The 25,430-nt window shown below is 66.0% G+C and carries 22 protein-coding genes and 2 pseudogenes; 12 read left to right on the top strand and 12 right to left on the bottom strand.

Going from position 1 to position 25,430, the window contains the following annotated elements; genetic code table 11:
* Window positions 1-447: 447 nt before the first annotated feature.
* Window positions 448-1,182 carry an SDR family oxidoreductase gene (locus AB4118_RS25370; protein WP_441492343.1) on the top strand — a complete coding sequence of 245 codons (735 nt, stop codon included), beginning with the start codon at window positions 448-450 and terminating at the stop codon, window positions 1,180-1,182.
* On the opposite strand, the gene AB4118_RS25365 is transcribed toward AB4118_RS25370, so the two are convergent.
* From AB4118_RS25365 to AB4118_RS25335, 7 genes are all read right to left on the bottom strand, one after another.
* Window positions 1,133-2,059 carry a LysR family transcriptional regulator gene (locus AB4118_RS25365; RefSeq protein WP_441492342.1) on the bottom strand — a complete coding sequence of 309 codons (927 nt, stop codon included), beginning with the start codon at window positions 2,057-2,059 and terminating at the stop codon, window positions 1,133-1,135. The two genes, AB4118_RS25370 and AB4118_RS25365, sit on opposite strands and share 50 nt — an antisense overlap.
* A gap of 219 nt (window positions 2,060-2,278) precedes the next feature.
* On the bottom strand, window positions 2,279-2,755 hold the full coding sequence (locus AB4118_RS25360; RefSeq protein WP_441492341.1) for a 2'-5' RNA ligase family protein: 477 nt from the start codon (window positions 2,753-2,755) through the stop codon (window positions 2,279-2,281).
* Window positions 2,756-3,069: 314 nt separating this feature from the next.
* Window positions 3,070-3,459, bottom strand: coding sequence for a c-type cytochrome (locus tag AB4118_RS25355; protein WP_441492340.1), 390 nt, complete (start codon window positions 3,457-3,459; stop codon window positions 3,070-3,072).
* 12 nt (window positions 3,460-3,471) lie between these two features.
* Window positions 3,472-3,819, bottom strand: a complete 348-nt coding sequence (locus AB4118_RS25350; RefSeq protein WP_441492339.1) for a hypothetical protein — start codon at window positions 3,817-3,819, stop codon at window positions 3,472-3,474.
* 2 nt (window positions 3,820-3,821) lie between these two features.
* Complete coding sequence (locus AB4118_RS25345) at window positions 3,822-5,150, bottom strand: sulfite oxidase (protein ID WP_441492338.1); 1,329 nt, start codon at window positions 5,148-5,150, stop codon at window positions 3,822-3,824.
* 100 nt (window positions 5,151-5,250) lie between these two features.
* The gene (locus tag AB4118_RS25340; protein WP_441492337.1) at window positions 5,251-6,063 is read right to left on the bottom strand and encodes an anti-sigma factor family protein; all 813 of its coding nucleotides are present in this window, start codon (window positions 6,061-6,063) and stop codon (window positions 5,251-5,253) included.
* Between the two features lies 1 nt (window position 6,064).
* Window positions 6,065-6,649, bottom strand: a complete 585-nt coding sequence (locus AB4118_RS25335; protein WP_441492336.1) for an RNA polymerase sigma factor — start codon at window positions 6,647-6,649, stop codon at window positions 6,065-6,067.
* A gap of 161 nt (window positions 6,650-6,810) precedes the next feature.
* Here AB4118_RS25335 and AB4118_RS25330 point away from each other — a divergent pair, with 161 nt between their 5' ends.
* Window positions 6,811-7,977 (top strand): GGDEF domain-containing protein, encoded by a 1,167-nt coding sequence (locus AB4118_RS25330; RefSeq protein ID WP_441492335.1) that lies wholly within the window; start codon window positions 6,811-6,813, stop codon window positions 7,975-7,977.
* A 213-nt stretch (window positions 7,978-8,190) separates the two neighbouring features.
* Complete coding sequence (locus AB4118_RS25325) at window positions 8,191-9,660, top strand: S1C family serine protease (protein WP_441492370.1); 1,470 nt, start codon at window positions 8,191-8,193, stop codon at window positions 9,658-9,660.
* Window positions 9,661-9,811: 151 nt separating this feature from the next.
* On the opposite strand, the gene AB4118_RS25320 is transcribed toward AB4118_RS25325, so the two are convergent.
* The 4 genes from AB4118_RS25320 to kynU all read right to left on the bottom strand — a co-directional run bounded on the left by AB4118_RS25320 (window position 9,812) and on the right by kynU (window position 14,482).
* On the bottom strand, window positions 9,812-10,858 hold the full coding sequence (locus tag AB4118_RS25320; protein WP_441492334.1) for an amino acid ABC transporter permease: 1,047 nt from the start codon (window positions 10,856-10,858) through the stop codon (window positions 9,812-9,814).
* A complete protein-coding gene (locus AB4118_RS25315) occupies window positions 10,855-12,030 on the bottom strand; it encodes an amino acid ABC transporter permease (RefSeq protein ID WP_441492333.1) in 1,176 nt (391 codons plus the stop codon). Before AB4118_RS25315 ends, AB4118_RS25320 begins: the two co-directional genes overlap by 4 nt.
* Before the next feature lies 1 nt (window position 12,031).
* The gene (locus AB4118_RS25310; RefSeq protein ID WP_441492332.1) at window positions 12,032-13,093 is read right to left on the bottom strand and encodes an amino acid ABC transporter substrate-binding protein; all 1,062 of its coding nucleotides are present in this window, start codon (window positions 13,091-13,093) and stop codon (window positions 12,032-12,034) included.
* Window positions 13,094-13,219: 126 nt separating this feature from the next.
* On the bottom strand, window positions 13,220-14,482 hold the full coding sequence (kynU, locus tag AB4118_RS25305; protein WP_441492331.1) for a kynureninase: 1,263 nt from the start codon (window positions 14,480-14,482) through the stop codon (window positions 13,220-13,222).
* A gap of 143 nt (window positions 14,483-14,625) precedes the next feature.
* Here kynU and AB4118_RS25300 point away from each other — a divergent pair, with 143 nt between their 5' ends.
* The 9 genes and pseudogenes from AB4118_RS25300 to AB4118_RS25260 all read left to right on the top strand — a co-directional run.
* Complete coding sequence (locus AB4118_RS25300; protein WP_441492330.1) at window positions 14,626-15,372, top strand: GntR family transcriptional regulator; 747 nt, start codon at window positions 14,626-14,628, stop codon at window positions 15,370-15,372.
* A gap of 82 nt (window positions 15,373-15,454) precedes the next feature.
* Complete coding sequence (locus AB4118_RS25295) at window positions 15,455-17,140, top strand: amidohydrolase (protein ID WP_441492329.1); 1,686 nt, start codon at window positions 15,455-15,457, stop codon at window positions 17,138-17,140.
* Between the two features lie 11 nt (window positions 17,141-17,151).
* Window positions 17,152-18,012: an alpha/beta hydrolase gene (locus tag AB4118_RS25290; RefSeq protein ID WP_441492328.1), complete on the top strand. Its 861-nt coding sequence runs from the start codon at window positions 17,152-17,154 to the stop codon at window positions 18,010-18,012.
* 270 nt (window positions 18,013-18,282) lie between these two features.
* Window positions 18,283-18,879, top strand: a complete 597-nt coding sequence (locus AB4118_RS25285) for a hypothetical protein (RefSeq protein WP_441492327.1) — start codon at window positions 18,283-18,285, stop codon at window positions 18,877-18,879.
* Window positions 18,880-18,965: 86 nt separating this feature from the next.
* Complete coding sequence (locus tag AB4118_RS25280) at window positions 18,966-20,315, top strand: hypothetical protein (RefSeq protein ID WP_441492326.1); 1,350 nt, start codon at window positions 18,966-18,968, stop codon at window positions 20,313-20,315.
* Window positions 20,231-22,009 (top strand): autotransporter family protein, encoded by a 1,779-nt coding sequence (locus AB4118_RS25275; RefSeq protein WP_441492369.1) that lies wholly within the window; start codon window positions 20,231-20,233, stop codon window positions 22,007-22,009. Before AB4118_RS25280 ends, AB4118_RS25275 begins: the two co-directional genes overlap by 85 nt.
* Before the next feature lie 642 nt (window positions 22,010-22,651).
* The gene (locus tag AB4118_RS25270; RefSeq protein WP_441492325.1) at window positions 22,652-24,247 is read left to right on the top strand and encodes a winged helix-turn-helix domain-containing protein; all 1,596 of its coding nucleotides are present in this window, start codon (window positions 22,652-22,654) and stop codon (window positions 24,245-24,247) included.
* Window positions 24,248-24,270: 23 nt separating this feature from the next.
* Window positions 24,271-24,368 (top strand): annotated as a pseudogene (locus AB4118_RS25265) (IS481 family transposase); the annotation flags it as partial.
* Window positions 24,358-24,531: pseudogene (locus AB4118_RS25260) on the top strand (DDE-type integrase/transposase/recombinase); the annotation flags it as partial. The pseudogenes AB4118_RS25265 and AB4118_RS25260, both read left to right, overlap by 11 nt.
* 113 nt (window positions 24,532-24,644) lie before the next feature.
* Here AB4118_RS25260 and AB4118_RS25255 read toward each other — a convergent pair.
* Window positions 24,645-25,352 carry a GntR family transcriptional regulator gene (locus AB4118_RS25255; RefSeq protein ID WP_441492324.1) on the bottom strand — a complete coding sequence of 236 codons (708 nt, stop codon included), beginning with the start codon at window positions 25,350-25,352 and terminating at the stop codon, window positions 24,645-24,647.
* Window positions 25,353-25,430: the final 78 nt, after the last annotated feature.

Here is a 25,430-nt window from a genome sequence, read left to right as displayed (position 1 = left end):
GCGGTCTGGCCACGAGCCACCAGCCATCGGCGGCCAGCCGGCGCGGCAGCCTTGATGTGAGGGAACGGGGAGCGACGATCTCTGCCATGCCGCAGAGATGCCGCAGCCGATTGCAGCGCCGGTCCTGAGAAAGCTCAGGATCTCAGGATTGTTGTGCAGTTTTCGTGCAGGGAACGGCGCCTGCGCGGGAAGCGGCCGTTCGTCGACCCTGATGACCGGCAGTGTCGCCTAAAGCATCGCCCCGAAAAGTGGATTGCGGTTTTCGGGAAAGCCGAGGCAAAGACAAAGGGTTAGATCAGCGGACTGGATACGATATCCGGTCCGGTGATCTAGCAGGGCCAAGCATCGGTGCTTCCGATACCACGATCGGTTTATTCCGCTTCAAAGGCCCTGCCCGGCCTGCGACGTCTGCCGACGACGTTTCAATGCCCGCAGGGATCGATCATCATGGATAAGGCACTCGCGCATAAGAAGATTCTCATCGCCGGAGGCGCATCCGGAATGGGTCTGGCCCTGGCGCGGCACTGCCTCGACGCCGGCGCCGAAGTCATCATCGTCGGGCGCAATGAAGCCCGGTTGCGGGCTGCCGAAGAGGCTCTCGGCTCTCCCGCGGCGCTCGCCGCCGTCGTTGCCGATGTGTCCCGCGAAGAGCAGGTGGTGACGCTCTTCGAGCGCGTCGACGCGCTCGACCATGTCGTCTGCACGGTGGCTGACATCGAGGGCGCTTACGAACTCCTGCCCGCACTCGACCTGAAGGCCGTCCAGAGAGCCGTGGACAGCAAGATCTATGCGCCACTGCTGCTGGCCAAGCATGGCGTCTCGAAGATCGGTCGCGATGGCTCGCTCACCTTCACCTCCGGTATCGCCGCCTACAGGCCCTCGGCCCGCGGGGCTGCGGTGGCGGCCGTGAACGCGGCGCTGGAAGGGCTGGCCCGGGCGCTTGCGGTCGAACTGGCGCCGATCCGCGTCAATGCGGTGTCGCCGGGCTGGGTCGACACGCCGATCTGGGCTTTTGTCGCCGGCGACCGAAAGGACGAGGTGCTGGGCGCCATGGCCGAGCGCCTGCCGGTTGGGCGGATCGGTCAGCCCGATGACATCGCAGACGCCGTTCGGTTCCTGATGGGCAACGGGTTCACGACGGGGACGGTATTGCATGTCGAGGGCGGACACCGGCTGATCTGACCGGTTCGAAACTGTCGCTGGCGGCCAGCACATGCTTGAGCGCCGCGGGCTGGATGCGGCGGCGGCGCCATATCATCGCAAGCGAGGGCGGCGGTCCGGGCCATGGTGCGTCCGCGACCTCGCCGCGCTCCAGGGCCTCGGTGACGGCGAAGCGCGGGACGAGGCCGAGGCCCGCCCCGCTCGCGACCAGGCGCACGATCATGGCGATGCTGCCGACCTCGGCTGCGGGGCTCGGGCGTGCGAGGCCCGCCTGAGCGAAAGCCTCGTCGAACAGCCGCCGATAGACGCATCCAACTTCGGTGACGATGAAGCGCGCGCCGGCGAATGCAGCAAGATCCCCGGGGAGCGCGCTGCGCTTCTCGGGTGACCCGATGACGACGAGGGGCGCCGTCACTATCGCACGCCTGGCCAGACGTTCATCGAGATCCGGCTGGTCGAAACGGAAGGCGACATCGATGTCTCCATCCACCAGTTGCCTCAATAACTCTCCGCTGCTCGCGATCTTGATCGTGAGCGTGACCTCGGGATGCTCGCGCGAAAAGCCTGCAAGCCATTGCGGGAGCTTCGCCGACGCGATGGTCTCCAACGCGCCGATGGTGACCGATCCAGCTGGGCGCGCCGCGACCGCGCCCATCGCCGCCCGCGTTTCATCCGCCAGCTGCATCAGCTCCTCGGCATAGGGCTGGAGAACTTTTCCGGCAGGCGTCAGCTCCAGGCCGAGCCTCGAACGCGTGAAAAGGCCAACCCCGAGTTCGGCTTCCAGGGCCTGGATCTGGTCGCTCACACTTGACTGAGCGAGATGAACCTCTTCGGCGGCGCGGGTAAAATTCAGCGTTCGCGCCACGGTCAGGAAGGTCTTGAGCGATCTTGAGAGCATGGCGACGCAGTCCGCGATTGTGCATCGATACGCTACGCGGCCGGCCGCCTGCTGACCACCCGCCGCGCCCTTCCGATCACCTGCAAACGGGCAGGCTGCACCGCTCTTCCCCGTGCAGCGAGGACCGCTGCCGGCGGACCCGAGCATCCGATTCAATCCACGCGATTGCTAAGCCGGCTCTTGGTCCAGCGTTCGCGTCTGCAGGATGCTGACCGGCGGCTAGGACAGGCAATCCGCGACATCGAGGGTCAGCGTGAACGGCGTGAAGGGGCGCCTGGCGAAGTCGAGGGCGGCGTCCCGCTGCGGCGCGGGGATCGCCATCGCGATCGTCAGATGCGGTCTCCAGTGCTCCGGGAGATAGTGCGGATCGCTGAGCGCGGGATCGACGCGTGCATGCAACCTTGCATGAGCCTCGATCAGGCGCCGATCGGGGCTGGGCTTCAGCCAGAGCACCAGCGGCTCGCCATCGAAGAATTCAATCCGCTCGAAGGTCAGCGCGAAGGCCCGTTCGCCCACCAAAGCCTCCGCGGCGGCGGCCAGCCTGGATGTCCCGATCGCCGGGCAGCGCGCCAGCGTGATGTGGGGGAAATAGCCGAGCGCGCTGATCGAGGGCGCGGTCTCGAAGGCCGAGGCCTTGTCGACCAGCGCCCAGAAGGGCTTTGCAGGGTCCTGCGTGCGCAAGGTGATGCCGAACATGCTGCAGCCTGTGTGCCCCGCCTCGCCCCTTCCTGCAATGGCAGAAGCGGGACGGAGAGACCGCAAGGCTTCGAGCGTCATGCCCGCCACGGCCCGGCGACCGTGCCTTGCCCTACCCCGGCCAGCCCGAGGCGCGCGCCGATCCAGCCGTCATCGTCACGAAGCGCTGCAACCTGCGCGGCCGGGCTAGATCATCGGACAGGAAATCCTATCCGGTCAGATGATCTAACCCTTTGTATTTGCGCCGGCTCTGTCCCGAAAACCGCAGTCCACTTTTCGGGCCGATGCTTTAGCGGGCACCGGAGCGCGCTCCGTCACCCACCCTTCTTTCCGCTCGCATCGAACTGCTTGAGGAAGGCCAGCAGATCGGCGATGCGCTTCTCGTCCTTGAGGCCGGCATAGATCATCTTGGTGCCCGGCACCTTTGTGCGCGGGTTCTGGATGTAGTCAGCGAAGGTCGCGTTGTCCCAGGTCAGGCCGGAATCCTTCATCGCGGCGCTGTAGCCATAGCCTTCGCGGGTTCCGGCCTTCTGGCCGATCACGCCGTTGAGGATCGGCCCGACCGTGTTCTTGGCGGTCTCGCCGACCTGATGGCAGGAGCGGCACTGGGCATAGACCTTCTCGCCGGCGGCGGCATCCTGGGCACGGGCGGGCTGGGCGGCGGCCGCGAGCAGCGCGGCGCCCATGAGGTAGGCAAGCTTCATATCGTTGGAGTCCTATGGTTTTGGCGCGAAGGGGCTGACCCAGCCGCCGCTCTGGGCCGGAGCCTTTGGCGGAAAGGCCTGGGCGAGATAGTCGAGCAGGATCGCGCGCATCTCCGGATCGGGCGCCGGCATGCTGTGCTTCTCGGTCATCCAGTTCAGGGTTTCGTCCCAGCGGACGCGGTCCATGCCCTGGCGGCCGACGACCTTCATCGAATGGCAGCCGATGCAGTAGCCAAAGGTTTCGTCGCGGCCGCGAAAATCGGGCAGCGCCTCTGGCGTCTCCTCTTGGGCAAAACTGCCGGCGGGGGCGAGGAGGATGGCCGCAAGAGCTGCCATCCGGAGCGAGTGAAGCGCGGCCATCGTCAACCGACCAGGATCGCGGTGCGGTGGAACGGGTTGGAGCCGTAGCCCTGCGGGTTCCAGTTGGTCGCGACATGCGGCTGGGCAACCCCGCGGGAATCCGTGGCGCGGACCCAGAGCTCGAAATAGCCCTCGCTCGGCAGGGTCACCGCGCCGGTCCAGCGCACCCAGTCATAGCGGTTCTTCGGCTTCGCCAGCGTCATGGCCTGCCAGCGCTGGCCGGCATCGAAGGAGACCTCGACCTTGGCGACATCGTGATCGCCGGCCCAGGCGGCACCGCGCAGGGCGACCTCGCGGGTAGTAGCCGGCAGGCGCGTGCCATTGGCGGGCGCGGTGATGATCGAGCGCACCGGCATCGAGGTCATGTCGGTGAAATTGGTCTTGCCGTCGGCATTCGACCCGGGAATGAGCGGCACGGTCGGGATGCGGTAGGAGGTTCCGCCCATGCCCTGCCCGTCATGCGGGGTTGCGCGCACCAGGATGCGGTTCAGCCATTTCGACGAGAGCGAGGCCGGCCAGCCCGGCACGAGCAGGCGCAACGGGCCACCATGGATATGCGGCAGCGGCTCTCCATTCATGGCCCAGACGATCAGCGAATGCGGCTCGAGCGCCTTCTCGATCGGCATGCCGCGCGAAATCGCATCGCGGGTGGTGTCGCCGGAGAGATGCGGATCGGCGCCAAAATGGCCCGTGAACCTGGCGCTGGCTTTGAGACCCGCGGCCTTCAGCACATCGGCGAGGCGCACCCCGGTCCATTCGGCGCAGCCGGCGCCGCCATTGGTCCATTGGTTGCCGCGCCCGGCCGGCTGGTAGAAGGAACGGCCATTGCCGCCGCATTCCAGCACCATCCGGAAGGTCTGCGCGGCGAAACGGGATTTCAGCTCGGCCAGAGTCAGGGTCAGCGGCTTCTCGACCTCGCCCTCGATCTTCAGCTGCCAGGTCTCGGCATTGGCCACCGGCTCGGGGATCTGGCCATTATTGCGGATGAAGAATTTTGAGATCGGCGTGGTGTCGTCATTGAGCAGGCTTTCCGGCGTCTCGGCGACGAGCGGCCGATCGCCCAAAAGCACCAGGCCCTTGTCCTTGCCCGGAAAATCGAAGGGCTGCGGGCCCTTTGGCGGGGCGGCTGCGGGCGCGGCAGCAGGAGCCCCTTGGGCGGCGGCCGGCGATACGATCGAGAGGCGCGGTAGGCCGCCAAGCGAGGCGCCGAGCGCTGCCAGGCTGCCGCCGAGCAGGAGGCGTCGCGATGCGCGCGGGGCGGTGGAGCGTTCGGAGATTGAATCGTGATGCGGTTCGGCGGCGGCATCCCGCGCCTGGACGTCTTCCAACATGGTGTCTTCTCCCGAGGACATGTTCCTCGCTGGAGACGACGCCGGGCCGATGCGATTTATTCCAGGTCGAGAAAAATATTCTGGCGGAGCGAAAAAACCGTCAGCCGACGCAAGCAGGCCGGAGGCTGCGCGCCTCGGCCAGCGCCGCGATCTGCTCGCGCGGGATACTGCGTTCATCCTCGGTCAGCCTGGCGACGAGCGCGGCGATGCCATCGAGGCGGGCGGGATCGATGCCCTGCCCGATCAGGGCGTAGCTTGCGTGGTGGCCGTGCCAGGCGCGGATCGCGAAACCATCGCGATCCTGGACGGCTGGCCGTGCCGGCAGGCTGTTATCGACCGGCGCAATCCACAGGCCGACGCGGCAGCCATTTGGTCCGACATAGCCGGCAAGCACGCCGCCGCCGCGCCGCACGGCGGGGTCGAGCGAGAGATGCACGAGGCGCAGCGAGGCGAGCGACAGATCCGGCAAGGCACTGACATCGGCGCCTGCCAGCTCGACGCCGAGGCGCTGCTCCTGGGCGGCGGGCCCTTGGCCGGCCGGCCCTTGCGCGAGCCAGAGCCGATGCGCGGCAACCGCCGCCGTCAGCGGCGGTTCTGCCGGGTCCGCGCGATACAGGCCGAACCAGGCGACGCCGAGCCCGCAGGCGATCAGCAGCGCAGCGGCCACCTGCAGCCATGGCCGAGGTTTCAGCCGTGTTGGCGGCGGGGGGGCCGGCAAGGCGAAGGCCGGCGCTCCCTCCTGCGGCGGCAGGGCGCGCATGGTGGCGCGCAGATGCGTCAGCGTCGCAACCTTGGCGGCGATCTCGCGATCGACCGCGATCGCGGCTGCGACCTTGGCCGTCTCGCCCGGCTCCAGCTCGCCATCGACATAGGCGTTGAGCAGATCCCAGGAGATGGTTTCGCGCCCGGTCATATCAGCCACCAGCCTGGCGGCGCCGTGCAGGCAGGACGCGGAGATTGCCGCCCTCGATCGCCTCCAGCAGCGCTGCCCGCGCCCGGCTGATCCGGCTCATCACGGTCCCCGTGGGAATGCCGAGGATCTCGGCCGCCTCGCCATAGCGAAAGCCGGCGAGATCGATCAGTTCGAGGATGTCGCGATGCGACGGATCGAGGCGTTCGAGCGCCTGGCGCACGGTGATCTCGGCGATCAGGCTGTCATGATGGCGCCAAAACCCGCCCTCCGGAGCTTCCGCCTCGCTAGCGGCGAGCACGGAGGCCTGCCCGCGGCGATGCTCGTCGATCCAGAGATTGCGCAGGATCGTGAAGAGCCAGGGCCGGAGACGCTCGTCCTCCTCGGGCGGCGACGCGGCCAAAGCCTTCATGGCGCAGGATTGCAGCAGATCGGCCGCCGCGTCCCGGCTGCCGCTCAGCCGCAGCGCATAGAAGAACAGGCGGTCCCAGTTCCGGCGCAGGGCACGCTCGACGACGATACGCAGGATGAGCCCCTCCGCGATGGCTTTCAGGCCCCATCCTATCGCAGAGGCTCCCGGGCTTCTCAAGGCTCGGGCAGGTTTCCGGCTCGGATGATGACGCCAGGTGCGCCGTCAAGCTCAACAAATGTTAATTCCTTTCCAGCACATGAAAGGAGTGACGCTGCCATAAAGGACCCTCCCGACCTCGCCTGACGTGCCTGAGGCCAGGTCCCAATGACGCGATGAACATGGACCTTCCGACCCTCTGGTACTTGACCGTTGGAACATCGCTGGTCGCCGCAGCGATGACGCTCTGGGAGCGCAAGGCGCATGCCCAGCGCTCGCGCCCACTCGGAATATGGGCCGCCGGCTATGTCGCTTTCGCCATTGGCTGCCTGCTGGCCATGAGGCGCGAGGCGTTTCCCGGCATCACCGGCCCAGCCCTCACCAATATCGTCATGGTTCTCGGCTACCTCCTGGTTCTCCAGGGCGTCAGATGCCTCGACGAGCGCGTACGCATCGGCCGCTGCGCCGCAGTGCTCATTGTCCTGGCCGCTGCCTGGGCCATCGGCGGCGAAGAGTTTCCGGTGTTCTTCTGGACCTATGTCGGCTCGCTGCCGATCGCCGCGATCTGCGGCCTGACGGCGCTTGTCCTGTTGCGCAGCCGCGCTGTGAAGCCTCTGCGATCCCGGCCGATCGCGGTCGGGGTCTTCGTCTGCCACAGCCTGTTCTATCTCCTGCGCGCGACTGTCGCGCCTGTGCTCGTCACAACCTACGGGGAGAGCCTGCTGCCGGTTCTCGCCAAGGTCACGATGTACGAGGCCGTCCTCTTCATGATGGCCATGCCGATGGCCTTGCTGGCGCTGATCCGCGAGGAGTATCAGGCCCAGCTCCTGGCCGATTCCCGCACCGATTTCCTGACCGGGCTGCGCAACCGCCAGGGCTTTTTCGAACATGGCGCCAGGGCGCTGCGGGATGGCGCGGCGCAACGGCCGGTCTCGCTGCTCGCCTTCGACCTCGATCATTTCAAGGCGATCAATGACCGCTACGGCCATGACGCCGGCGATGCGGTGCTAAGGCTCTTCGCCGCCGTGTCGCGCGACATCGCCGGCGCGGACGGGGTCATCGGCCGCCTGGGCGGGGAAGAGTTCGCGATCCTGCTGCCGGGCCAGGATAGCCTTGCCGCAAGCCGGATCGGCGAGACTGTGGCCAGGGAATTTGCCGAACGTGCCGCGCGAAGCGACGGTTTGCACATGACCGCCACCGTCAGCATCGGGCTGGCCGAAGCCCGATCGAACGCAACCGCCCTCGCCGAACTGCTCTCGGCCGCCGACCTCGCCCTCTACAAGGCAAAGGCGCTCGGACGGAACCGTATTCAGATCGCCGGGGAGAACGGTGTTTCCGAGGCGGCCTGACGGGCTTCAGAGGGCCGAATGGCGGCGAGGCTGCCGAACGCTTTCAAGCGTCGACGATAGCCGTGGGCCCGCCGGGACCAGCGTGCTGTACCGCCGAATTGCGCGTGTGAGCGAGGCGGGCTGCTGCGCACTAACGCTATGTCGATCCGCGCGTTGACTTAACCTCTCCCAACCGTACCGTAGATTAGAATTCGTCGAGGGGCTGGGTTGGGTATGCGTTCGCGAGTAATCGCTTTGGTGTTGGCGTTGCTAGCCGCGTTCAGGCCAGCTGCCGCGCAAACCTATGACCCCAATTTCAGGGAGGCTGAGCGGGCCTTCCTGAGCCTCGAGCTCAACACCCGACTCTGGTTTCAGGTCTTCCTGACGAGCGCGGGGCATTGGCCGGCCGTGCCCAACGTAAATTTCTCCCGGAGGCTCTTTGAAGCCACCAAAGACCTCCAGCGGGCACGGGGAGAGGCCCCCAATGGCATCCTCACGGAGGCCCAGGTGGGGCAAATGCTTGCGTCGGCCTCCTCGGTACTGAAGGGCTGGGGGTTACGCTGGGTTCCCCATCCGACCCGCGGCCGCTCAATTTGGGTCCCGATAGGGCTCGACCTCGCTGCCTTTCGGACCGAGCGCGGCGTCGAAATCAAGGAGCCGCGCAACAGATTCAAGCTTTTGTTCAATTCCTACCCGACCATAGACGTGAAAACCGCCTACGACGTCACTTTGCGGGAGATGGTCCGAGGCGGCGACCACATCAACTTCAAAGTCCTGAAGGGCGATTTCTTCGTCATCACCGGGAACCAAGGCAGGTATAACCGCTACGTCCGTTACCGTGCCGATGCTGGAGGCATTCTCGGCTTCGATATGTCGTGGTCTGAAGATGACGCTCCCGTCTTCGGAAATCGGCTCGTCACGGTCATTTCCGGGTCCCTTTGGGCTTCGATGACGGGAGCGCCATTCCCCACTGTGAAACGCGGGGGATATCCGTGGGAGAAGAGCGAACCCGAGGTCGCTAGCCTCCCGACCCCTGCCCCGACTCCAACACCGCCGCCGGTCAGTGCCGAACCGCCAAAGAAAGCCGGATCCAGCGGCTCAGGCTTCTTCGTCTCGAAGGCTGGGCACATTCTGACCAATGCCCATGTCGTCAAGGAGTGCACGACCATTACAGCGCGGCCGGACGGCGGCACTCCCGGTCCCGCTCAGGTGCTCGCGCGGGACGCGATAAACGACCTTGCGGTGTTGAAGCTGGCGGGGCCCGTGGAGCGCACCCTCCCCATTCGAGCCAGTGTCCGGTTGGGAGAAGGCATCGCGGCCTTTGGATTTCCACACACCGACCTGCTGGCGACGACAGGAAACTTCACGCAGGGCAATGTCACGGCGCTGGCGGGCCTTCGGGATGACAGCCGGTATCTTCAAGTCTCTGCCCCGGTGCAATCGGGGAACTCAGGTGGCCCACTCGTCGATGCTTCGGGCAATGTCGTGGGCGTGGTCACCGCAAAGCTTGACGCGATCAAGTTGGCTGAGTCCCAGGGCGACCTTCCGCAGAACGTCAACTTCGCCGTGAAGGCGTCGTTGGCAGCGAGCTTTCTGGATGCCAATCAGATCGCATTTGACGTCGGGCTGCCGGGAGAGAAGCTGGACCCCGCCGATCTTGCCGAGCGGGCGAAGAAGGCGAGCGTCTTCATTACCTGCCGGTAGTCTCCAAGCTGGATCAAGGCGGTCCCCCGCCGAGAGCTCCCGGAGGGAAGGACGAGACATGAGACGAGACATGACCTGCGCGGACGGCGGCTGCCTCCGCAGAAGCAGGCTTGAATGACCCTTCCTTCCCCCTTTGCGGCTTCCGAGACCCTCACACCGCCTGGCGTTGCAGGCGCGTCTCCAGCGCGCGGCTGTAATGCGAGATGAAGGAGCAGAACGCGACATAGAGCAGAGCGACGAAGAGGTAGCCTTCGAGCGAGAAGCTGCGCCATTGCGGATCGCCCAGCGCCTGCTTGGTTGCGAGCAGGAGGTCGGTCAGGCCGACGATGCCGACGAGCGACGTATCCTTGAACAGGCCAATGAAAAGGTTGGCGATCGCCGGAACAGCAAGGCGCAGCGCCTGCGGCACGACAACCAGCAACGATGTCTGCCAATAGCCGAGCCCGAGCGCCTTGGCCGCCTGCTCCTGCCCGGCGGGCACGGCCTGCAGGCCGCCGCGGATGGCTTCCGCCAGATAGGCCGCGCTGAACAACGTGATGGCGATGAGGGCACGCAGCAAAGCATCGACCTGCAGCTTTCCCGGCAGGAAGAGCGGAATCATGAACGAGGCCATGAACAACACGCTGACCAGCGGCACGCCGCGGACCATCTCGATGAACATGACGCAGACGCCCCTGATGATGCCGAGCTGCGAGCGCCGTCCGAGTGCCAGCGCAATGGCGAGCGGGAATGCACCGAGGATGCCGCCGACCGCGAGGAAAACCGTCAGCGGCAGCCCGCCCCATAGATCGGTCGCCACAAAGGACAGGCCGAGCACGCCGCCGCGCATCAGGACGATCACGGCGGGGATCCCCAGCAGCCAGCCCGCGATGACGGCCCGCACCCCAAAGCGCAGCGAGCAGCTCGCCAGCACCAGCGTGATGGTCAGCAGCAAGGCTGCGAATGGTCGCCACTGCTCCTCGAACGGGTAGCGGCCGAACAGGATCAGCCGCAATTTCTCGTGGACGAAGGCCCAGCAGGCCCCGCCCATGGCGCGGCAGGTCGCCGGAGACGCCGCCCACCAGGTTGCATCGAACACGGCCCAGCGCAGCAGCGACGGGACGTAGGTGACGAAGAGGCCGAGCATCACGACCGTCAGCAACGTGTTGCCGATGCTGCCGAACAGGCGTTCCCGCACCGAAGGGGCGGCGGCGCTCATGACGCCCCCTTGAGCGCGACGCGGCTATTGTACCAGTTCATGAAGCCCGAGATCGCGAGGCTGAGCGCGAGGTACACGCTCATCAGGATTGCGATGACCTCGACCGCCTGGCCGGTCTGGTTGATGATCGTGTTCCCGATCGACATCAGGTCGGGATAGCCGATCGCGATGGCGAGCGAGGTGTTCTTGGCCAGATTGAGATACTGGCTGGCGAGCGGCGGCACGGCGACCTTCATCGCCTGCGGGATCACCACCAGGCGCAGCGCCTGGCCCTGCGTCAGCCCCAGCGCAGCGGCGGCCTCGCGCTGGCCGCGGCTGACCGACAGGATCCCGGCACGCAGGATCTCGCCGATGAAGGCGGCGTTGTAGAGCGACAGCCCGATCAGGAGCGCCGTCAGTTCCGGCGTGATCATGCCGCCGCCGGAGAAGCCGAAGCGGGTCGGCCGCGGCATGTCGAAGGAGGTCGTCGCAGCGAGATCGAGCGCCACGGCGGCAAGCGGCAGCAGGAGCAGCAGCAATCCGGGCCAGAGCTTCGCGGGCGCGCCGGTCAGCTCCGCCCGGCGCCGCGCCCACAGGCCATGGCCGGCGAAGGCGACGAGGCCGACGATCACCGCCACGAGGATGAGGTCGGCGCCATGCTGCAGCACCGGAAAATGCAGGCCGCTCTTGGCGAGATAGACACCGGGAAGCAGCTGCGGCGCGGCCGATGCGGCGGGCAGCATCTGGGTCAGAACCGCATACCAGAGATAGAGCTGCAGCAGCAGCGGCGTGTTGCGGACGAGCTCGACATAGAGCCTGGCCAGCGGGCTGACGAGAGGATTGCGTGACAGGCTGGCAATGCCGACGACGAAGCCGGCAAGCGTCGACAGCACGATCCCGAGCACGGCAACCACGAGCGTGTTGAGCAGACCGACCAACAGCGCCCGGCCGAAACTCGCGCTGGCGCTGTAGGCGATGAAACTCTGGCCGATCTCGAAGCCGGCCGCCTGCCAGACGAAGCCGAAGCCTGTCCGGATCGAGCGCGCCTCGAGATTGCCGACGAGGTTCGTGGCGAGGAATGCGATGGTGCCGGCCAGCACGGCCAGCACGATCACCTGCGTCGCCAGGGCCCGAAAGGACGGGTCGTTCCAGCCTCTCGCCAGGCGCGTCGGCGCGATCGCGACGGCGCTCATCTCAGCGCGTCGGCATGGCGTACATCTGCCCGCCCTTTGTCCAGAGCGCGTTGGCACCGCGCTCCATGCGCAGAGCTGTTTTGGGGCCGACATTGCGTTCGAAGATCTCGCCGTAATTGCCGACCCGCTTGATCGCGCGATAGGCCCAACCCGGGTCGAGGCCGAGTCTCTGGCCCATATCGCCGGTGACGCCGAGCAGGCGCTTGATCTCCGGGTTCGCGCTCTCCTTCATCTGGTCGACATTGGCAGCGGTGATGCCCTTCTCCTCCGCCTCGATCAGCGCCATCAGGACCCATTTGACGGCGGTGAACCATTCCAGGTCGTTGCGGCCGACGACCGGCCCGAGCGGCTCCTTCGAGATCATGTCCGGCAGGATCTGCCATTCGTCGGGATTGGGTTCGTCGGAAGCCCTGACCGAGGACAGATAGGACATGTCGGCGGAGAATGCCTGGCAGCGGCCACTGAAAAAGGCGGCCCGCGCCTCGTTCTGGGCCTCGAACACGACCGGCGTGAATTTCTTGCCGTTGGCCCGGAAATAATCGGCGAGATTGAGCTCGCTCGTCGTGCCGGTGGCGGTGCAGATGCTGGCGCCGTCCAGTTCGAGCGCACTCTTCAGGCCGAGCGATTTCGGCACCAGGAAACCCTGGCCGTCGTAGAAATAGACGCCGGCATAGAGCAGGCCGAGCGAGGCGTCGCGCGTCAGCGTCCAGGTCGCGACGGTGGTGAGCATGTCGATCTCGCCCGATTGCAGGGCCGTGAAGCGCTGCTGCGGGCTGAGCGGGACGAACTTCTCCCGTGCGGCATCGCCGAGCACCGCCGCCGAGACCGCCCGGCAGAAATCGGTCGTCAGCCCGGTCCAGCGGCCCGAACTGTCGGCGATCGAGAAGCCGCCGATGCCGGTGCTGACCCCGCAGGTGACTTCGCCGCGCTTGCGGATGGCATCGAGCGTCGGCCCGGCCTGGGCCGCGGCGGAGAATGTCGCGGCCGCCGCCAGCGCGGCTGCGGCGAGGCCCGATCTGACTAGGCCTTTCCTAACGAATCCTGCCTTGAACAGAGTCTTCACGTGTCCCTCCCCTGGAACCGCCGCTCGCCGCTGCAAACGGCTTGCGGACTTGCGCTCTCTTTTTTGACCGGCGCATGCGCGGGCTTCGCCGGCTGCGCTCTTGCTATTGGCCGTATCGTGGCGTCGTCAGGTCACGGCGCGCCGTTTGGCGAAGCGCTCGTCGCGCCAGATCCCCGAGGTCATGACGTCGTTGAAGGCCTGGGCGGCGCGCTCGATATCGGCATAGCCGAGATAGGCGGGTGCGAAGCCGAAGCGCATCATGTCCGGGGCCCGGAAATCGCCGATGACGCCGCGCGCGATCAGGGCCTGTACGACGGCATAGCCGTTGTCTGAGGTGATCGAGACCTGGCTGCCGCGCGCCGCATGAGCGCGCGGCGTGACGATTGTGGCGCCATGGGCGCGGCAGACCGGCTCGACCAGCTCCATGAACAGATCAGTCAACGCGAGACTCTTGGCCCGCAGCGCGGACATCTCGACATCCTCGATCGCGGCGAGGCCGGCATCGACGACGCGCATGGACAGGATCGGCTGCGTTCCGCATAGCAGGCGCTGGATGCCACCGGCCGGCCGGTAGCCGCGCTCGAAGGCGAAGGGGGCGGCATGGCCCCACCAGCCGGAGAGCGGCTGCGACAGGGCATCGTGATGACGCGCCGCCGCATAGATGAAGGCCGGCGCGCCCGGACCGCAGTTCAGATATTTGTAGGTGCAGCCGATCGCGAGATCGGCTCCCGCGCCGTCGAGATCGACCGGCACGACGCCGGCGCTGTGGCAGAGGTCCCAGACCGCGACGGCGCCCCTGGCGTGGATCAGCCGGTTGAGCGCCGCCATGTCGCGCAGTCCGCCGGTCTTGTAGTCGACATGGTTGACCAGCACGACCGCAGTGCGCTCGTCGACCAGATCCTCGATCCGCGGGCCGTCGACGCCCTCGAGCTTCAGGACGAGATCGGGCCGCCCGGCCGCCACGCCTTCGGCGACATAAAGATCGGTGGGGAAGCTGCCGCCTTCGGCGACGATGACATTGCGATCGGGGCGCAGCGCGAGCGCGGCATGCAGCGCCTTGTAGACATTCACCGAGACGGAATCGCACACCACCGTCTGCCCCGGCGCCGCGCCGATCAGGCGCCCCAGACGGTCGCCCAGCGTATTGACCAGGGCGAACCAGCCGGCATCGTTCCAGCTGCGCACCAGCCCTTCCGCCCATTCCTCGCGCATGGCGACCGCCATGTCGCTGAAAGCAGCCACCGGCGCCGGGCCGAGCGAATTGCCGGCCAGATAGATCGCGCCCGCAGGCAGATGAAAACGGCCGCGCAGATGCCCCAGCGGATCGGCGCCATCGCGCCGCGCGATCTCGGACGCCACCCCTGCCCTGTCCAGCGATGCCAGGTTCATCTCGCCTCCACTCATGGCCGATGCCGCCAGCGCGGCCCATCTGTCGGGGACTATCGAGACCGATATCGAAGATGTCAATTGATATATATAATTTTGCCAATCGCGTCATATTATATATATTGCCGGTAGCATGCGAGGATCCAATGGACGAAACCGACGTCGCCACCAAGACCGAAGCCGCCTACCGGACGCTGCGCCAGGAGATCCTCGAAACGCGGCTGCGGCCGGGTGCGCCGCTGAAGCTCGGCGCCATGCGGGAGGCCTACGGCATCGGCTGGACTCCGTTGCGCGAGGCCTTGTCGCGCCTTGAGGCCGAGCGCCTGGTCACCTCCAGCGCCAACAAGGGTTACGCGGTCGCGCCCGTCTCGCTGGAGGAGTTGAGCGACCTGACCAGGGCCCGGCGCCTGGTCGAGCTGCCGATGCTGGCGGAATCCATCGCCAATGGCGACGAGGCGTGGGAGACCGCGCTGGTCGCCGCGCATTTCCGGCTCTCGCGCTGCACGCCGCCGGTGGAAAAGCCGGAAGAGCTGGTCATCAGCGATTGGGAAGAGCGGCACGAGGCGTTCCATCTGGCCCTGCTGGCCGCCTGCACGTCGCGCTGGCTGATGCGCTTCTACGTGCAGATCAAGGATCAGCTGCGCCGGCATCACCGCATCCTGTCGATCGCGCCCGCGCTTTCGCACAGCGCGGCGGGCACGCCATGGCAGGACAGCCCCGCCTTCGCGGCCTTGCGCGATGCGCTGGCGCTCGAGCCGCATACCGCCTTGATGAATGCGGCCCTGGACCATGACGTCGATCGCGCCGTCAGGCTGCTCGACGAGCATATCGAGTTCACCCGCAAGGTCTTCGTCGCTTCCGATCTCGACGGCGCCCCCGGCCCCGCTTCCTGACCCCAGGCGCTTTCTCGTCCGTCCCGCCCGTCCCCCCGTCGCCGCTCACACCGGGCCCAGACAAGCCTTGATGAGGATCTCCATGCCGTCCGCCCTTCCCGGCGCCACCCCGTCGCTCGTACTGCTCAATGGCCGGGTTCTCGGTGAATCGGGGCCCTGCGAGGCCCTGGCCATCGCGGGAAACCGGATCGTCGCGCTTGGGTGTTCCAGCGAGATCGCCGCCCTGGCCTCGCCCGAGACGGAGCATGTCGATCTCGCCGGCAAGACCGTCACCGCCGGTCTCATCGATGGCCATGCCCATCTCGACCGCGAAGGCCTGAAGAGCGTGCTGCCCTCGCTCGCCGATTGCCGTTCGATCGAGGACATCGTCGCGCGCATCGCCGAGATCGCGCGGCAGAAGAAGCCGGGCGAGTGGATCATCACCATGCCGATCGGCATCCCCCCCAGCTATGAGAGCGTGCTGGCGGGAATCGCCGAACATCGCTTCCCCGACCGCTGGGACCTCGACCGCGCCGCGCCCGACAACCCGGTCTATATCCGCTCGATCTGGGGCTATTGGCGCTCGACCCTGCCGCTGGTTTCGATCGCCAACAGCCGCGCCCTGCGGCTGGCCGGCATCGATGCCGCGACGACGCCGCCGGCCCCGTCGATCGAGATCTGCCGCGATGCCGCCGGCGAGCCGAACGGCATCTTCGTCGAGACCAACAAGATGCCGGTGGTCGAGATGAGCCTAATGCGCCGGGCGCCGCATTTCTCCGCCAGCGAGCGGGCCAGCGCGCTCGCCGCCTCGATGAAACTCTACAACCGGGCGGGCACCACCAGCGTGTTCGAGGGCCACGGCATTGCCGCCGAGGTGCTGGACGCCTATCGGCAGGTCCGGTCCGAGGGTCGCCAGACCGTGCGGGCATCGATGATCTTCAGCCCGGCCTGGCCCTCGACCTCGGCGGAGGATTGCCGGGCCCTGCTCAAGTCCTGGGGACATTGGCTCGCCGGCCGGGGACTGGGCGACGCCTGGCTCGGTATGGCCGGGCTCTACGGCGAGATCGACGATTCCGTGGAGCGGGAGCTGCGCAGCGCAGCCTTTCCGCAGACAGGCTGGGCCGGCTTCCACTATAATTCGTCGCTGCCGCGCGATGCCCTGAAGACGGTGCTGATCGAAGCCGCGCGCAACGGCATCCGGGCGGTCGGCATCCTGCCCAATATGCTCGACCTCTTCGCCGAGGTGGACAACGTCACCCCGCTCGCCGGCCAGGGCTGGGTGCTCGGCCATGTCGTCAGCCTGACGCCGGACCAGGTGAAGCGGGTTGCCGATCTCGGGCTGGCCGTGACCACGCATCTGACCGCCTATATCTACAAGCGCGGCAGCGAGCTGGTCGAAAAGCTCGGGCGCGAGCGGGCTGGCGAGATCGTGCCGCTGCGCTCCCTGCGCGAGGCCGGCGTGCCGATTTCGTTCGGCAGCGACAACGCACCGCTCAGCCTGTTCCACTCGATCGCCCATGCGGTGAACCGACGCGACCGGACCGGCGCCGTCATCTCCCCCGAACAGGCGCTGACGCGCGAAGAGGCGCTGGAATGCGCGACGCTCGGCGGCGCGAAGCTGATCTTCGCGGAGGGCGAGCGGGGCAGCATCGCGACGGGCAAGCTCGCTGATCTGGCCGTACTCTCGGCCGACCCGCTGCGCTGCGCGCCCGACGCGCTCGCCCGGATCGAGTCTCTGCTGACCGTCGTCGATGGGCGCATCGTCCATCGCGCCGACGGCGGGCGCTGAGGGAGGCCGCCATGACCGAACGTCCGACGAAACCCGTCTTTCTCGACTACGACCAGGCCCGGCTCGACCTGAACTACAATCAGGGCGCCTGGGCCGCCAACGCTGACGAGATCATCGCCTGGTACCGCGAGGCGAGCCTCATTGCGCATCGGAACCTGGCCTGCCGCCCTCTCGCCTATGGCGAGGGGTCGGCCGAACGGATCGACCTGTTCCCGGCGGCCTCGCCGCGGGCACCCCTCGTCGTCTACGTCCATGGCGGCGCCTGGCGCCTGCTCGACCGCATGGACAGCGCCTTCGCGGCGGAAGCCTTCGTGCGGGCCGGCCTGAACTTCGCCGTGCTCGATTTCGCCAGCATTCCCGCCGTCCGGCTGCCCGAGATGGTGATGCAGGTCCAGCGCGGCATCAGCTGGCTCGCCCAGCGCGCGACCGAGCTCGGGTTTGACCCCGAACGCCTGTTCGTGATCGGCCACTCCTCGGGGGCGCATCTCGTCGCGGCTGCGCTCACCGCCGAGACGCCGCATCGCATCGCGCCTGGCATGGTCACTGGCGCCCTCTGCGCCAGCGGCGCCTATGATCTGGAAGGGCCGATGCTCAGTGCGCGCGGGCGCTATCTCGGCCTGACCGCAGCCGAAATCGCGGCATTCAGCCCCATCCGCCATATCGAGGCGCTGACCTGCCCCGTTCTCGTCGCCTATGGCGAGGCGGAAACCGACGAGTACCGGCGTCACGCCACGACGTTCCACGCAAGCCTGCAGAAGGCGGGAAAGGCAACGCAGCTGCTGCGTGCCGAAGGGCAGAACCATTTCGAGCTCAGCCGCATGCTGGCTGCGCAGGATAGCCCGATCTTTGACGCGCTCATGAAAGCCGTCTGAATTCAGGCCGGGACAGCCTGGCCGCAAGCCGGATCGGCGACGCCGTCGCCAGGGGATTTGCCGAACGCGCTGCACGATCCGATGGCTCGCAGATGACCGCCACCCTCAGCATCGGGGTTGGCCGAAGCCCCATCGAACACGACAGCACTCGCCGAGCTGCTCTCGGCCGCCGACCTCGCCTCTCCAAGGCAGAAGCGCTCGCACGGAACCCTATTCAGATCGCCGGGGCGGAGGAGGTTTCCGAGGCGGCTTGATGCCGAGGAGGCTCGGATGGCGACAAGGCTGCCAGCTGCTTTCAGCGCCGAGGCACATGGCGGCGTCCAGAGCTGGCTCGCGCACCCACAATTATGGCAAGTCTCCAGCGACCTCAATGGGACGGCGTCAACGCCACTGGTTTCGAGTGAGACGAATCATTTCAAGGTCACGATCTGGGGACCGGAGCTGGCCCATATGTATGGACCGGCTGCGTTTCACAACGGGTTCGGCGCGGTGGTCGCCGCCGAACCGGCTTTGAGGAAACTGGATTCCCTGCGCTCCATGCGCCTCTTCTCCTCTCCGGTCACACGGCACCGGGACGAAGACGCCAGGCAGCGGGCGCTGGCGCGTATGGACGCACTGGAACGCGCGGCGGCGGTGGAAATATTCGATTCGCTCTTTGCCAAGGCGCAGGGGGGCTCCCGCCGACCACACGCATCGCGTGTAGACTGTTGCAGCATTGTGCTGAATTGTTTGGGGATTGTTAGAAAGCGTGTTATTTCAGTCACTTACAGATTCTACATTGGCCTTAAACCCCCAATCCTGGTTGTGAAGCTGCACCTGTCCGGTGTTGAACTCCCAACCAGAGATGCGTCACGGGCGCGGAATTGATGGGGGCGAGCGTGCAGTTTGGTCGTGGACAGGGGTGGGTGCAGAGCGCTGCAATCGTGACTTTGGCGATCGGGGGAACGGTCTCGATGGCAACTCCGGCGCAAGCCGCCTGTACGCCCGGCGCCGTCGATGCCACAACACCTGCGCCGGGCACCACGGTGACCTGCACGGGAAACACCGTTAATCAGAACGTTGACGCGGGCTACGGCACCGGCAATCAGACGGGCATCACGATCAATGTCGGCGATGGCGCGTCGGTGGAATCGGTCGGCAGAATCGGCATTTGGGTCGGCGATGCCGTGATCCGCAACGGGCTTGGCGCTTCGGTTCTGGGCCGGACAAACGGCATCGACGCTGCCACCGGTTCGCTCGCCGTGACCAACTATGGTTCGATCACCGGCACGAACGGAGTCGGCATCAGCGCGAGCGCGGGAGCTGCTTCCGTCATCAATTCCGGGACGATCAGCAGCACGAACGGTACCGGCATCACTGCGTCTTCCAACGTGACGCTGACCAATCAGGCCGGCGGCGCCGTCCGGGGTGCAGTCGATGGCGTCGTTTCGACCGCCGGCGCCATCACGGTCGATAACGCAGGAAACATCACCGGGACCAACGCGGCCGCGATCGATGCCCTCACCGATATTACGGTGACCAACCGCGCCGGCGGTGTCATTTCCGGTGGGACACGCGGCATATTTTCACGCGGTGGCAACATCACCATCGACAATGCAGGAAGCATCACGAGCACGGGCGGTGTGGCGACCGTTTCCGCCGGCTTCGATAGCGTGAAGCTGATCAACCGGGCCGGAGCAAGTATCGGCGGCAGCGTCGTGGCATTCAAGGCTGTCGACGTGGAAAATGCCGGAGATATCGGCGGCATCTTTGGGCAGAACGTCAGGGTGGTCAATACCGCGACAGGCACGATTGGCAGCATAGCCAGCATTGCAGGCGCCGATATCGTCAATTTCGGCAACATGACGGACGTCAGGACGAGCGGCACTCTGGTCAATCACGCCGGCGGAAACATAGGCATCCTCCTTGGTATGGGGGGCTTGTCCGTCACCAATTCCGGAACGATGGGGGGGTGGGGAACGGCTTCGGCGACCTGCAACTTGTCAACAATGTGGGAGCCAGCATCAGCAACGCGACGATTGCGGTTGCGGCAAACGGCTCACACACTGCGTCGATCTTCAACGCAGGCACCATCAGCGGCGGCATCGCTGCGGTGTATTTCGCGAGCAGCGGCAACACGCTCACGCTGGCGCCAACCTCCGTCATCTCCGGGTTGGTCGTGGCCCTGGTCCCTGGCAACACGTTGCAGCTCGGTGGCGCCGGAACCGGCAGCTTCGATATCTCAGCGCTCGTCCCGGGGCTCACAAACCAGTATTCTGGTTTCACGACCTTCAACAAGGTCGATAGCTCGCTGTGGTCGCTGACCGGCAACTCGACTTTCAACGGCGACGTCAACGTCAATGGCGGCACGCTTGCCGTAAACGGCAGTCTCGCTGCCGCCAGCCTGCTCACCGTCAATGCCGGCGGCATACTCGGTGGCAACGGCACGCTCGGTGCCACTGTCATCAATGGCGGCACGCTGGCGCCCGGCAATTCCATCGGCACGCTGACCATGAGCAGCCTGGCCATGAGTGCGGGCTCGACCTATCTGGTCCAGGTCGAAGGTACATCGTCGGACAGGGCGATCGTCGCCGGCACCGCAGCCATCGCCGGCAAGGTCAGCGTCGATCCGCTTGCGCGTCTCCCATCGACCAGGACCTACACGATCGTCAAGGCGGGCACGCTGACCGGCACATTCGGCAGCGCCTCCGTCATCAACTATTTTGCGCGCAATCCACGGCTGAGCTATGTCGGCAATGACGTGTTTCTGACCCTCGATCCCGGCCTGCTGTCGCCGATCCTATCGAGCAATGCCTCGATCAACCAGCGGAACGTTGCCGCCGGCATCGACAAGGCTTTAGAGGGCGGGGTGACCATGCCTTCGTCGTTCAATTCGCTGTTCGCGCTCACCGAAAACAATCTTCCAAATGCGCTGACGCAGATCTCGGGCGAGACCGCCACCGGCACGCAGCAGACGACCTACGATGCCATGACCCAGTTCATGGGCGTGCTGTCCGATCCCTTCACCGCCGGCCGCGGCGGCGCCGCGCCCGGCGCATCGTCTTTCGCCGCCGGGAGCGGTGCCCTCGCCTATGCTCCGGACAGGCGCACGCGCGCCGAGCGCGATGCCTATGCGATGTTCGCCAAGGCGCCGCCGCGCGCTTACGACGCGCGCTGGAATATCTGGGGTGCCGGCTTCGGCGGTTCGCGCACCACCGATGGCAACGCGGCCCTCGGCTCGAACCGCACCACCGGCCGCAGCGCCAGCCTGGCCGTCGGCGCCGACTACTGGTTCTCGCCCGAGACCGTTGCAGGTTTCGCCCTGGCTGGCGGCGGCACCAACTTCTCCGTCGCCAATGGCGGCAGCGGCCGCTCCGGGCTATTCCAGGCTGGCGCCTTCTTCCGCCACAATTTTGCGTCGTCCTATATCGCCGCCACTGCTGCTTACGGTTGGCAGGACATCAGCACTGATCGTCTGATTTCCGCTGTCGGCCCCGAACGGCTCAGCGCAAACTTCCATGCCAATGCCTTTTCGGGTCGTATCGAAGGCGGCCATCGCTGGCTGGTGCCCGCGCTCGGCGGCATCGACCTGACGCCTTATGCCGCCTTCCAAGTCACGGCCTTGCATCTCCCGGCCTATGCCGAGACTTCGCTCAGCGGTGCCGGCGGCTTCGCGCTGAACTACTCAGCCGAGACCGGCACCGCGGCCCGCACCGAACTCGGCCTGCGCGCCGAAAAATCCTTCGCGGTCGGTGGTGCACTCGTCACGCTGCGCGGCCGCGCCGCATGGGCGCATGACTACGATACCAACCGCAATGTCAGCGCCGTGTTTCAGTCGCTACCCGGCTCGAGCTTCGTCGTCAACGGCGCACGCGCCGCCCGCAACTCCGGGCTCACTTCTGCTTCGGCAGAGGTGTCCTTCAACAGCGGCTGGTCAGTCGCCGCAACGTTCGACGGTGAATTCTCCAACGTCAGCCGCAGCTACGCCGGCAAGGGTGTCGTGCGCTACGTCTGGTAGCGCTACGCGCGCTCGCGTTTCTCCGATTGAAACGCCTTGGCGCTCCAGTCTCACCCGCGGCGATTGCCTGTTTGAGGGTCGCCTTGTCGACGATGATCCGGATAACGTCGTCGTCGACCTCGATCCGATCTACCACGGCGCGCATATAGGCTTTGCTGAACGGCACGTCGCCTGATGAGATGCTGTGGTGCATAAGCCAGCCGAACTGCTCGATCGCTCCCGGATCGAATGAGAAGGCGGATGCAGTGCGCCCCCTGATGCGGTCGAGCGCAGCCTTCGCCTTGTCGCGATCAGCGTCTTCAAGATGTCATCCAGATCAGTCACGCCCCCCCTCGACCATGCGGTAGCGCAGGTGGAGCTTCTTCTCGGGTTCCCAAAATTAAAGATATCGGACGCGCTTTCGGTAGCCGTTGATAAGGTAAAGCTCTTGCGGCTTGATGGGCCAAGCTACTGAACCATTTCAGGCAGTCGTGGCGCCCAAAGTATCTCACTCATTTTCCGATATTAGAACGCCATAATTGCGTATGGCATCGTCCCGCGCCATACGTTCAACCTGCATGTTGCGAGGAGGCTTCCGCATGTCCCCCGCTGGATGAGTGATGCCACGTCAACCGGCGGGCGCGAGTTCGGATGGAACGTACGATGCTGCAGCCGGAAGGCCTGGTGTTCGGTGATGTCGCCTTGGATCGCAGCTGCCTGTTTGCTCATCGCGACGGAAAACAGATACGGTTTACACGCAGCGAGCGGGCGCTCCTTTTGCTTTTGACCCGGAATCCGCACAGTCTGATGCGGCGCAGCCAATTGCTTGACGCAATTGCGTCTGCGAACTCGGATACTTCAGACCGCAACGTCGATTTTCTCATCAACCGGGTGCGTTCAAAGCTGGGCGACAGCGCACGGTCCCCCAAATATATCGCAACGCAATATGGCGAGGGCTATGTCTGGATCGCGGCACAATCGCCGGCGGCTACACCGAAGCCGGATCTCGCCCCAGCCCACAGACTTCTGGCGATTGCCCCCTTTGTCCCCCGGCATGATGAGCGTCTGACGAAACGGGCAGAAATTATCACCGGACAGATGCGTGACATGATCGCGGGCATGGCAGGCGCGGGCCAAACCGTGATCGTCGTGGAAAGCGAAGAGAGCGCCGCGACGCGATATGTGTTGAGGGTGAGCTTTCGGGACAGTGGGGCCCGCCTGGATTGCACGGCCACGCTTCGGGAGGTGCAGACACGGCGCATCATCCGGGCTTTTCGGGTCGAGTTCGCAGCGGCCGTCACGACATCGCTCGCGCCGGAGATTGAACGTGTGTCGAACGACGTCATCGCGGCGTTGCAGAAAAATCTGGCCGAGGCTTCGGAAGGGCTCGGCACGCCCACCGACCAGCCGCTCGAGATCCGCTTGCGCAAGGCAACGACGCTGTTGTCGGCCTCCAACCCGAAATGGCTGGAAAAGGGCCTGCAACTGCGCGATGCGCGAGAGAGGAACCCGGCTAGTGCGGACCTCGCGCTTCAGTGGTGCCTGCATTTGTTCGCTCGTCTCGTCCTCACCAATCCCTTCACGGGTATCAGCCGCAGCGGGCGCGACGATCTGGAGAGTGAGATCGAAGCGACTGTACTGGAATGCCTGCCGCTCATCGAGAGCAATCCCCTGCTGATGCTGGCCGCCGCCAAGCTTCTCTATTTCGTTGATTGCGGCCATTTGGAACTGGCGGAGGATCTTGCGGAGCGGGCCTTCGCCCGCACGGCGGACTTCGCTGCCGCCCTGCCGGTGCTCGGGCAACTCCGGCAGGCGCGCGGCGACTTCGTCGCCGCGGTATCATTCTTCGATCGCGGTATCGAGATGGCGGAGCCGGGTTCCGAATTCGAGAGGCACATGCGTGTCCTGAAATGCATCGCGCTGCTGGCAGCCGGCGAGCGTGAAGCGCTGAAGGCGGAGGCTTTCGCCCACGAGAGTGTGCATTCTCCGCCGGACCTCACCGTGATGATCGCCGTGCTCGTCACCCCGCCCGGCCAATCGCTGCCGCAGGCGGTGACCGACGCTCTGGTCGCCGCCGGTCCCGAAGGAGCGCGCAACGCGATCGATTACACCTACATGACGTCCGTGCGGCACCTCACCTCGCTGAAGGCCCGCGCCAACATCATGCAGGGACTTCTCGCCCACCTGACCAGGTTACACGGCGAGGATATCGTTCCGCCGTTCGTCCTGAGGGGAACGGGGCTGATCGGCTCGAGCTGAGAGCGCGGCCGCCCCACATTTCCGGACGCCTCTTTCGCTGCCACTCCTTCGAGGCGTATGAGCCGACCTCGATATCGAGCATCGCCTCACCAAACCACGTCACCCTTGGACGAACGGGCGTTGTCTCCTACGAGACGGTTCGGCGCCGGGCCCTGAAATTCGGGCGGGATTACGCCCGCCGGCTCCGGCGGGAGAAACCAGGTCCGCGCGACATCTGGCATCTCGACGAGGTCGTGATCACGATCGCCGGGAAGAAGCATTGGCTCTGGCGCGCCGTCGACCAAGGCGCAGCACAGGTGAAGGTTAGACATCCCCGTTGATCCGAGACATTCGCGACGACGCGTCTGCCGGTCGGAATGCCCCCGTCGCGGCTCCGACGATCTCGGTTCTCCCCCCCTCACCCCCCAAACACCGACCTCTCCGCAAATCCCGTATGCCGCCGCATCATCCGGCCCACCACCCGGTCGCGCGAGGTCCGGATGTGGCGCGCGACGGCTTCGCGGGCCGCGCCCGCGTCCCGGCGCGCCAGCGCCTCGATGATCTCGTCATGGTCGTGGCGGACCTCTTCGCCATCCTCGGCCGCGCCGAGATCGGCGAAGAGCAGGCGCTGCATCTCGTCCATGGTCTGGGCGATGCCGCGCAGCAGCCGGGCGTTGTCGGCGATGGCCGCGATCGCCTCGTGAAAATCCTGGTTGGCGCGCATGAAGGTGCGGTAGCTCGCCTGGTCGCCGATGCGCAGCTCGACGGAAGATAGCCGGCGCATCATCGCGACATGGCTGTCGGTGATGCGCGGGGCGGCGAGTTCGGCCGCGGCGCATTCGAGGATCAGACGCATCTGGATCAGCTCGTGGAAATCGCGGAGCGAAAGCTCGGTGACGCTGTAGCCCCGGCGCGGAATGACGCGGACCAGCCCGTCCTGCCGCAGCCGCGACAAGGCCTCGCGCAAGGGCGAGGTGCTGACCTTGAAGCGCGCGACGAGATCCGATTCGTTGAAGACCGCTCCTTGCGCGATCTCCCCAAAGATGATCGCGGCGCGGAGTTCCTGATAGACGCGCTCGGCCAGCGAGAGCTTGGCGTCCTGTCCTGCTTCGGCCTTGGCCGGCATCGTCTCAAGCCCTTCGTGAAAAGGGTCGCGGCGCCTGATGCGCCGCGACCGCTCCCTGCCCTATTGGTCGGCGGGTTC

Source organism: Allobosea sp. 2RAB26 (genome assembly GCF_052115465.1).
Lineage (GTDB): Bacteria > Pseudomonadota > Alphaproteobacteria > Rhizobiales > Beijerinckiaceae > Allobosea.
The sequence above is the reverse complement of the archived record's forward strand: the minus strand, read 5'-3'. Positions and strand labels throughout refer to the sequence as shown.